1 protein-coding gene is annotated in these 11,799 nt (G+C 64.3%); it reads left to right on the forward strand.

Features of this window, described 5'->3' with window-relative positions; translation table 11 throughout:
* Positions 1-125: 125 nt before the first annotated feature.
* A partial coding sequence (locus tag MR825_RS03370) for a Calx-beta domain-containing protein (protein ID WP_287878874.1) occupies positions 126-11,799 on the forward strand: 11,674 nt, incomplete at its 3' end.

The following is an 11,799-nucleotide window of genomic DNA, read 5'->3' on the forward strand; positions in this document are numbered from 1 at the left end:
GCAGTTTCGACCCCTGGGGAAGCACGAATGGAGGGCGTTTGCAAACGCCCGGACGCTGGCTCAGCTCCAGAATTTCAACTGGACATGAAGAGGACGCTTAAACTGAGGAGGAGGTATCTGCACCCATGAAAGTGAACTGGAAGCGCATCATCAGCCTGGTGCTGGCGGCCTGCCTGCTGTTGGGCCTGCTGCCCGCCCAGGCGATGGCCTACTACACGCCGGCCGGGAGCAAGCCGGTCATCCAGACGGCCAACGGCGCGCTGGAGCCGGAGGACGACTGGGATGAGGTCTATCCCTACGGCGCCTTTGCCCTGGACGCGGCCGAATTGACCCTGTCCGAGGGCGGCGAGGGCACCATCACCCTCTACCGCCTGGGCGGTACGACCGGCCGGGCCACGGTGCTGGTAAGATATGAGCCGGTGGTCTATGCCAACGAGGACCAATCGCCCAACTACGCCAACGCGCTGAGCAGCGGAGACGTGACCATCCGGGTGGAGGAGACCCAGAGCGCGGCCTGGTACCAGCCGGTGGGCAAAGCTCCGGACCCGCTGGAGCCGGAAGGGACCGTGTCCGTGCGTCAGAGCCGGGCGGACGAAAACGGGGACGTGGTACTGACGCTCTCGGAGGGGCGCGCCGAACGCTGGCAGTGGTATATCCTCAGCGGCGGAGACTGGAAGACCATCGGCAAGGCCACGGAGGCCTCACTGACGGTAGCCGAGGCGGATCTGGACGGGTATGATTTCCGCTGCGTCTATACGCTGGGCGGCGTGACTTACTGCTCCGACTCTCTGCTGGGGCGGGAATACGTCCGTCCGGCGCAGGAGACCCTGGAAGAAAGGCCGGAGGATGTGCCCCTGTGGAGCGAACCTTCCTACCTGCCTCTGGCCATGGACGAGGCGGATCCCTACAGCGGCTATGCCTTCGCGGTCACCTTCGCGGAGGACGAGTGGGTCAAGGAGCTCCGCGTGACCATCGAGCAGGACGACGAGGCGGAGGCCGACGAGTTTGCCACCCTCCGCCTGGCCGGCTGTGAGGGCGGGGCCATTCTGGACGCGGCCAGCACCCTGATCCTCCATGCGGTGGACGACGAGACGCCCGAGGCCGCGGAAGTCGGCTTTGCGCTCACCCAGCTGCGGGCGGACAAGTCCGCGGGCGTTGCCGAGGTCACCGTCCGCCGCACCGGCGGCACCCAGAACGTGCTGAGCGTGGACTGGGCCACTGCCGACGGCACCGCCAAGGCGGGGACGGACTACGTCGAAGGGAGCGGTACGCTGGCGTTCTATGCCGGGGTGGACGAGCTGACCATCCGGGTGGAACTGATCGACGATAAGATCGTATCCCGGGAGGATACCGCGGACTTTCAGCTGGAGCTGTCCAATCTGAAGGGCGGGGGAGACCGGGCGGATCTGTATACCCTGGGGGCGGATACCGCCGTTGTGTCGCTGTACAATACGGCCGCCGGCACCGGGGAGAATCTGGCCACCGTGCTCTACGACGCGGGCGTGGTGGACGTCAGCGGCGGCGTATCGGAGAGCGGCACCATCGCCGCGCCCGCCGCCGGGCCGGACCTGACCGGCGAACAGCAGGAGAAGAGCGTGGGCGCCGTGGAGATTGTCTCCGGCAGCGCCGCCTCGGGGGACGTTTCCCTGTTTACCTACGATTATGCCGACCGGCTCTCGTTCCGTGGCGGAAGCTGGAGCGGCTCGTACGACACGGGCTATCTGGAAAAGAAAATGTACGGCCGGGATCACGGCCCCCACAACATGTATACCAACGCCTATCTCAACGAAATGTTTACCAATCTCAGCGGCCGGGTGAATTTTACCGCCGGAATGCATGAGGACTATGGCAACCCCACCTGCTCCAATCCCTATTTCCGGATCGCCGGTTCCGCCGGAAAGCGCTACGAGACCGGTTCCGACGCCCATCTGGAGGGCGGAAACAGCCTTTGGGGCGGCGGGACGCTGTACTGGACGCCCTGGAAATACGCGTCCTACGCGTTTGCGACAGACGCAGACGGCGGAGACGCCAAATACCTCCAGTTCGGGCAGTACGGCGTCAACGGCCAGAATCTGGCCGGCGATTACGGCAGGGCGTCTACCGATGGGCTCACCCTGACCCGCCGCCTGCTGACGGGCCGCTTCTCGCTGCGCATCTACACCGCCAACGATTCCGATTCCGCGAACGGAGCCACGGTGCTCAGCGAGGCCGCCGGGGCCTATGAGGGCATCAAGCCCACCATCACCATCACAGACGGCGGCGCCAGCAGCGGCAGGCCCTATGTGGGGACCACCATCCAGGTGAACGTACCCAACTCCGCCGCCTATTTCCCTGCGGCGCAGGACGGCAGCCTCTCCTACGCGCTGTTCCTGATGGATGCGAAGGGCGCGGTCCTCCGGCAGGTCAAGGCGGCCCCGGTCACCTCGGGCGACCGGGTGACGGCCTATACCATGACTCTGGTGTGGGACGGCATGACCGCCGCGGATTTTGCGGCCGATTATACCCTCTGCCTGGTCATGACCCGCAAGCAGTCCATCCAGGTGGACGTGGCTCCCTCCGTGCCCCGCAGTCTGGACGAGCAGGGCAACGTCCAGGCAAACATCGACAACAGCAAGATCGGCGAGACCATTGAAAATTTCTACCGGGACAGCCATATTTCCTATGGCTGTACGCCCATATCCGAGCGCCAGTCGGACCGGTTTGACACGATCACGGAGGTGAAGGCGGGGGACGCGCTTTTGACCCGGGAGGCGGCGGAGAACTCCACCCTCCTCAAGTCCAATACGCTGGAAAACCTCCAGTGGATCTGCTTCAATCTGCCCGCCACGGATAAGATCCTCTTCGGCGGCGTGGTCTATGACGGCAATGCCAAGATCTGGCTCAGGCAGGCGGACCTGGCCTCCGCCAACCTGACGTTCCGCTACTATCAGGGCGATTACGCCAAGGTGGACAGCGTCATGACCACCGCCATCGACCGCACGGCGCTGTATCTGGACGCCAACCGCAACGGCCGGATCGACGGCTGGTACAACGAGGCCACCGGAACCTTCGTGCTGACGCCGGTGGACGGCGTCAGCGATCAGCTGGTAATGTTCCTGGAGGATGGGGTGGACTACGACGAGAGCATCTTTGCGCCCCAGCCCTGCTTTGACAGCGACGGGGCGATCGCGGGGTATGCCCAGCACTTCCTGAAAGCCTTCTACACCATGACGCCCCGGAACCTCCAGGTGCCGGAGGGCGGCGAGGACGAACGGGCCCAAGTGCTGCCCAGCTTCGTCACCGACGTGACCGGCTCCGCCGCGCTGGGGCGCATGACGGAAGAGCAGAAAAGCTACCGCTACATCGTCAGCGGCCTGACCCGCGCCTATTCCGTGGAGGACGTGGCGAGCTTCGCGCCCAGCGAAGGCGACTATACCCGCTCCGCGGATAACCACGCCATGTACGGCGGGGAGGCCGGCAGGACCGGCGTCATCGACCTCCCCCTGGGCGGCGATTTCCACCCCCTGCGCATCGTGGGGGATACCGTTACCTGGGAGCCCCAGTTCAAGGGCAGCCTGCTCTATCCTTTTGCATATCCCTCCCCCATCACCATCCCCCACAGCTTGGCGGGCAGCAATATCCCCCTGGCCGGGACCGTGGCGGACGGCAGTGCGCGGGGCTGGAGCTATGCGGACGAGGCGGAGGCACTGGCCCAGATCAACGGCTACCTGGGCTCCTATGTCTATAACGACACGTATGCCCTCAGCGTACAGGTACAGAATAAGACCACCGATGAGATCGCCGCGGCAAACGGCCGGGTCTATCAGGCGGACGGCAGCGGGAACATCCAGGTGCTGGACGCCGACACCGCCTGCGCCCCGGCGCCCGAGCCCGAGAGCACCAACCGCTATGGCGGCGGCCTGTACGAGAATTCCGACTACCTCAAGGTCATGAACGGGACCGTTGCCCCGGATGCGGGCGTAGACACGGCCAGCAAAAGCACCGCCGGCACGATGTCCCTGATGGACGGCGGCGACGGCGGCATGTTCGAGATGGACGTGGGCACTCAGCTGCCCGCCTTTGAGGTCGGCGCAACCGACTATGTGACGGTCACCGTGGACGGTTATGAGGTCGGCTTCTCCATCGGGATCCCGCTGGGCGGCTATAACTCCAACGGCGACGCGGGCACCGGCGGGACCGGCGACGGCGGCAACAATCCGACGCCCAGCCCCAGCCCCGTCAACCCGCCCACGCCGACGCCCACCCCCGGCAACCCGCCCGAGAAGGAGAGCAACTGGTTCGGGCCGGGCAAGGCCAACGCGGCCAACGGGGAGGACATGGCCAAACTGTGGAACTTTATCAGAGGCAACAGCGGGGCGGGCGAACTGGACGACTCCTGGCTGGCCTCTCATCCCGTAGCAGACCAGAACGGCAAGAAGGCCGACCCCGAGTTTACCTCCAAGGGCTTTTCCGTGGGCTTCTCCGTAGCGCTGGCGTTTCTGTTCAAATACGACCCGGTGAGCAACGCGTATCAGTTCAACCAGTTCACGGTGGCGGTGTCGGCGGAACTGGAATTTACCCTCCAATACCGCCTGTCCTTCTTCCCCATCGTGTACATCTTCCTCACCTTCGGCGGCGGCATCGAGCTGACCACCGGCCTGACCGTGGACCGGGAGGTCCACGAGATGAGCGACAAGGTGACGCTGGCCGATCCGGAGGATCGGAGCGCGTACACCTACGCGGAGACGCTGGAAAAGGATCAGACCGTAGCCTTTACGACCGATATCAAGGCCTTCCACATCACCTTCTCCGGACGGCTCTACCTGGATTATGGGGATGAAGACCGCAAAGGCATCATCGAATCCGACGGCAGCGCTCCCGTGCTGATCATCATGGCCAAGCAGGACGGGGCGAAGCTGAGCGAGAGCAAGACCGTCACGCTGCGGGCCGTGGACGAGGAGACCAGCATCACCCGCGTGGCCAAGGTGGATTATTCCGAAAACAACACCTACTGGAACGGGCTGGAGCTTTCCCCCTCCTTCATGATGGAGGCGGGCGCAGGCCTGGGCATCGTGTGCTTCAAGCTGGAGATCTTCCTCAAGTTCAACGTGGGCGCCACCTTCCTGTTCGGCGAATACGAGCGGGACTATAAAGACGGCGTCTATACCGGCTATCACTACAACGCCGCCAAGGTGAAATCCTTCGAGCTGGGCATCGGCCTGGCGGTGCGGGCGGTGTTCACCGTGCTCAGCTATGAAATGGATCTGATCCGCTACGCGGTGTCCTATGAGGATGGCGAGGGCTGGTCTACCGGCTGGGGCGCCTTTGGCGATCGGATGGGTACCCTCAGTGTGGAAGACAGCAATGGAGACGTCTATTCCTCGCCCATCTCCATCGGCCTGCTGGGCAGTACGGCGGATACCCAGCGGATCTATACCCCGGATACGGGGGACGTGTCCCTTTTTGCCTACCAGCCCAGCGACCAGGACGCCCCCTTCGAGCTGTCCGGCTACGGCTCCTCCGGCGACGCCTTCAAGCTGGTGGACGGACTCATCACCGGCTATGATTACAAAGTGGTCAGTGTGGACGGCGCCAACTATCTGGTCTATACCGTCAGCCGTGAAACGGCCGGCGAGATGGACAACATGATGCTGGTGCTCTCCAAGATCAAGGCAACTACAACGAATTTGAACGAAAAATATGCCCTGGTCAATCCGCTGGATGAGACGTCGGACACCCCCTACATCGAGCTGGACAATGACAAAGCGGGCGATCTGGGCTTCTCCGCATGGACGGAGGGGAGCGCCATCCACGCCGCCTGGGTCAGCTATCAGGCGGCGGACTGGGCCGCGGGCGGCAGCGTAACGGTACCTGCCAGCGCCTGCCCGGCGGATATGAACAAGTATAATTACACCTCCTTTGCCGGCAAGGCCGCCGCTGAAAACGACCCCGCCGACGTGCCGGCGCCGGAGCAGCCCCAGCCGCCCGCGCAGACGCTGGCCCAGCCGCAGCCATCCAGCTATTATGTAACGGCAGCGGCCTACGATCCTGAAACGCACGCGGGCTATACGGCCTGCCCGGACGAGGAAACGCCCGCCCATTATCTTGCGCCGGGCTATGAGGATCTGCCTGCCGCGGAGCGCGCCTACCAGGCGGCGCTGACGGCGTATGAGGCCAACCGGAAAGCGTGGGAGGACTACGCGAAGGCCAGCGCAGAATACCCGGCCAAACAGGCTGCTTATGAGGCGTGGCAAAGCGAGCAGGCGGAATACGACCAATACAAGGCCTGGTATGACTATTTTGCCGGAAGCCAACAGGCACAGACGGACGCCCGGGCCCTTGCGTTCACCGCGGCACAGACCAATACCGTGATCCGGACGGCCGCCTTCGACACCACGCAGACGGAGCAGGGCTTTACCGGACATAAGACCCTTTCCGGTACCGGTACGGAACACCGGGCCGGCGTTTCCCTGCCGGACGGCGCTGGAGACGCGGTGTTCTACGCCAGGGCCCATCACTACACGGAGGATGAGATCGCGCAGAAGACCGCCGGCTATCAGGCGCATCTGAACCGGATGTACAGCGGCGTAACGGATCCGGAGGCGCGGCAGGCCATGGTGGCGTACGGTCTTCAGACCGCGCTGGCCCAATGGCAGATCAACGGCAAGTACAGTGAGCTCCATGCCAGTATCGACGGAGTGGATGTGGGCGCCGCGCTGGCCAAGGACGCGGACGGTGCCGGCGGCGAAGTCATTGAAAACATCGACGTGCTGAAAAAGGATGCGAATACCTACTACGCGGCCTATACCACCGGCCTGGATAGCGCGCAGGACAGCGACCTGGCCCATATCCGCCGCCTGTATCTGCGGGCGCTGACCAAGACGGGGGATACGTGGGATTGGGGCGAAGCCCGGCTGCTGCGCACCATTGTGGACTACGACCAGACCGACAGCAGGGACGGCTTCTACCGGAACGGCGCGCTGGCCGGCGCGTATGAGAACCCCTACTTTGCAAACCTCCAGTTCCTCAACGGCAAGATCGGCGGCAAGCTGCAGGACCCCGAGACGCTGAGCCTGCTTTCGGACGGAATTGACCCGGAAGATTTCCTGCTCTTCGAGATGAACGGGGCCGCTTATATCATCAAGGCGGATAGTCTGGACAGCATCCTGACCAGCGGAACCGGCACCCTCTACCCCTTCTTCAAGGCGGAGGACTTCGTGCAGGCTGACGGGACGACCAGGAGCCAGGCCTCCAGCGGGCGCACCGCCGTCACCATCGGGGCGGACAGCGCGGGCGGCATCGCCGCCGTCTACGTATCCCCCGTGTCGGGCACGGTAAACAACGCGGTCTACCTCAGCCGCTTTGACCCCGAGACCGGCACATGGAGCGCGGGCACCATGCTGGCCATGCGGGGCATGCAGATCTATGAGGACAGCATCGCCAATAACTGGACGGCGGAGGAGACCCAGGCGGCCTACCTGGGCAAGCTGGAGGGGTATGAGAACGCGTATGCGCCCAAGGACGATCCCGCCCAGTTCACCTTCGCCAACCTCCAGGCCGCTGTGGGCGTACAGGTGACGAGCGAAGGCGAGTGCAAGGATACCCTGCTGGTGCTGGCCCAGGGCAGCATGCTGCCTCTGGAGGAGCGGCAGTCCGGCGGCGAGACCATCCTCATGCCCAAAAGCGGGGCGGACGCCAGCGTGGGCATCTATGCGCTGAGCTACGGCATCGGCGGGCAGGGGATCGGCGGGGACCATCTGAGCTTCCCCTTCTACCAGTTCACCGCGGGCAGCAAGCTATACCCCACCCTTTCCTTTACCAACACCGGCGACGCGGCGATCCGCGGCAGCCAGGCGAACAAAATCACGGTGAAGCTCATGGTCCAGCCCGCGGGCGGCACCGGGGCGGTGGAACTGGGGAGCTGGACGGTAGCGGAGAACATCCGGCCCGGCGAGACCGTGACGCTGAACGGAACGGTGGAGCTGGACCGGGATCTCCAGGCCGGAAGCGTATTCTATCTCACCGTCAGCGAGGATGCGACGTATGCCGAAAGCGCCTTTCAGGCCACCACGCTGGATACCGACGCGGATGGGAACCCCACCGGGACCCTGGTGGTGGAGGAGAAGCCGGAGCTGGGCTTTGAGCGCTTCAACCTGACCCGTAAGGGCGTGGATGAAAACGGAAACACCATCCTGGAGGTGGACTTCCAGGTGGGCAACCGGGGCAGCGTGACGGCGGAGGATGTGTATGTCCAGTTCCAGTATGAGAACGGCGTCGACGCCGCTACCGGCGCGGCCGCCTACGGCGTGCTGGACATCACCGCGGCAGAGCTGCGCGTCTCTCAGGAAGAGCGGCTCACGCTTCTCGACGCCAGCACCGACACGGAGAAAAAGAACGGTATCCTCTACCTGTACAACGCTTCGGATGGGGGCGATATCCGTTCCGGCTACGGCCGTACCGTCACCGGAACGCTGCTGGTGCCGCCCTCCTGCTACCAGGGGGCTCAGACCGGCAGCCTGAACCTGAAGGTGGAGGTCTTCCGTGACGCGGACCGTCTGGAGACCTGGACACAGGGCGTGCGCGTGGCGGAGCATGACGAGTACGATACCCTGAACAACGTGCAGACCAAGAGCTTTGAGCATACCACCTATCTGTCCGCGCCCGACCAGCTCTCGCTGGCCATGGGCAATACCCTGCGCCTGCCCGTTACGGCCTTGTCCACCACGGGCGCCGCGCCGGTCATCACCGCCACCGAGGCGCCGCCCAGCGTGACCGGAGAGCAGAACCACCTCGGGATCCTCTACTATAACGCCGCGGACAGGACCGTGGTCATCGTGCCCTCCTCCCGGGGCGCCGGCGTCATCAATCTGTACGATGCCCAGACCAATACCACCCAGGCTATCGCGTACACCGTGAGCGGCCAGGAGACGGGCATCAACATCTATAAGGACAACAACTTCTTTACCTTTATCAACAAGAACGGCGGCATCTATGACGAGAACGCCGGTCCGGACGGACAGACCTGGTCCTTCAGCAAACATGACGTTCCCGCGTGGGGCGCCGACAACACCGCGCCCTCCCGGGGCGACCTGTCCTATGCCGAGGGCGGCTCCAGGCTTACCTTCCGCACCGTGGCCTCCGCCATCGACCTGTACGTTAAGGGCACCGTACAGGTGGAGAGCACATTCCCCGGCTTTGCGGCACAGACCGTCGCCGCTGAGGGCGGAAAAGCCGGTTATGCATCCATCTCCTTCGGAGACAATGTGACCGGCTACACCCATACCGTCACCATCACCGTACCGGAGCGTACCGCGGAGGCGGTGCAGTTCGACAAGCTGGTGGAGTATTATTACGGCAACGCAGTCCCCACTCCGGCGGACGACGGCAACGCGCCCCAGATCTACTGGAGCCGCAGCTTCCCGGACACCGCGTCCATCCAGAGCGGCAGCGGGAGCGTGGCGCTTACCTGCTATGTGCTGGATGACACCGGGCTGAGCTCCCTGACGCTGAACGGCACGGTTCCGGCGGCGCTGAAACAGAACAGCGCGGGCTTCTGGCAGTTTGACGCAGCCGTGACGCAGAACCAGACCCTGGTGGTGCAGGCGCGGGATCAGGCGGGCAATACCACCGCCCGCAGCGTCGCGGTGGACTGGTTTGCACATCCTGTTTCCAGCAACACCAACGCGTACGCGCCCTTGCTCACCACCGCGTGGAAGATCAGCACCGACGGCGGCGAGACCTACAGCGGCCTGCCGGCCGGGCAGTATGTGAAAAACCTCCAGAAGGCCGCGCTGGAAGTGACCGGCACGCCCCACGATGCGGAGACGCCCATCGCCTCCGCCGGGGTGAAGTTCCATGAGGTGAAGACAGAGGAAGGCGCTTCCGGCTGGGAGCTGCAGGAGCTGACGGCCCTTGCGGATCAAGAGAGCCTCTTCCAGACAGAGCGCAATGGAATCTATCAGGCCACCGTCACCGCCCGGGACGGCACTTGGGCCACCCGCTTCGTGCTGATGGAGCAGATGGACTCCGATATCCCCACCGTGACCCTGGAGGCGGAAGAGGCAGACCCGCTCAAGCTGAGCTGGTCGTCCTCCAAGGGAGCGAACAGCGCGTCCCCGCTGACGGACATCCGCATCAACGGACAGAGCCAGACCATCCGGAGGGATCAGACCATGCTGAAGGGTTCCTTCCAGGCGGCCTTTGCCGGCGAGTATGTGCTGGAGGCGGAGGACGGCGCCGGGAACGTGGCCACCAAGTCCCTGACCGTTACTAAGACCGTACCCATTACCCTCAGCGAGGGCGCGCAGATCATCCGGGAGCCCTGGAACCAGGCGGCAGACAACGGCGAATATGCCCTGGACGCCGCCAGGATCACCGGCGGGCGCTATGATGCCGACCGGTCCAAGACCGAGACCGGCCGTTATCAGGGCGCGTATGAGTTCGTCCTTCTGACCGGCGCAGAGGCCCCCAAGGACGGCGCGCCGCCGGAGGAGGCCCAGTGGAGGGCGGATACGGAGCGGCTCACAGGGCTCAAGCCCGGGGCGTATGTGCTCTATCTGCGGGACAAGAACGACCCTTCCAACATCCTGCACAGTGATGTGACCATCGGAAACGCCTATATCCGCTATACCGCAGCCGTCAAACGGGCCGCCTACGGCCAGAGCAACGGCGCGATCTACGTCACCGCCTCCGGCGGACGGGACGGCGCTGGCCTGTACCAGTTTGCACTGATCCCCAAGACCGGCAGTCAGAAGGACCTGACGGATGTAGCGGCCCTCACCGGCTGGCAGAGCATCCGCATGCCCCTTGCCGCGCTGAACCGGACTACCCTGGACGCACTGGCTGCGGGTGACTATCAGCTGGGTGTGCGCCTGATGGCGGGCGTGACGGTGAACGAACTGCAGGACCTGGGCACGCTGTACGACGCGATGACGGACGCCAAGGCCCGGGTGGATACGGCGCAGGCCGGACAGTCCGCAGCAGCGATCCGGAGCAAGGCGGCCGAATCGGTAGCCGAAGCTGCCAGCGCCCTGCAGGTCTGGCAGACTGAGGCGGGAAATCCGGAGACCGAGGCGGCGTACAAAGAACGGATCGGAAACGACACGGCCGTGCTGGCTGCATTGGAGGCATGGCTGAACGCGGCAGAGGCCGAAAGGAATGCGAAAAAGGCGGCCTATGACAGGGCGGTGAGCGACTATTTCACCGGCGTACACACCGCATCCGCCGCGGCTGCGAAGAATGCTGCGGAGGACGCGCTGGCCGCCGCCACAGCGGCCTACGAGAGCGAGCGGGACCGGTTGAACGCGCTGGCCGACGCGGCGTATGAGGCCGACCCGACCCTGTGGGAGAACGCGGCCACCGGCTTTGTCAGCGTGGAGGCTTACATCCCCGACGGCGGAAGCGGCGCCTCCTCCGCCGGACAGGTGAAGCGGGACGACCTGACCTATGACGAGACGGAGAAGACCGTTACCGTGACCTTCCCGGAGGGTGTAACCAAGCTGTCCGATTCGGTGAAAAAGCAGCTGGTGGAGGATAACAAGAACTATGACATCCTCCTCCGGGATGAGGGGCTGTACGTGCGCATCCCGGCGGGCACACTGCAGGAGGGAGACGACATTGTCAGGAGGATCGTCCGCAATGACGGTTCCTTCCGGGACCTGACCGGCTGCGTGATCGTGGTCACCGGCGCCGACGGTACGGAGCAGGTCCTTATCTGGAGCAGCCTGACCGACAGTGAGTTTGCCTACATCGCCTCGCTCCCCGGCTCCTACCGGGTGGTGGACGCCAGCGAGATCTTCTATGACGTGCCCCCGGATTACT

The sequence above is a fragment of the Lawsonibacter sp. genome, from assembly GCF_022777125.1.
Lineage (GTDB): Bacteria > Bacillota > Clostridia > Oscillospirales > Oscillospiraceae > Lawsonibacter_A > Lawsonibacter_A hominis.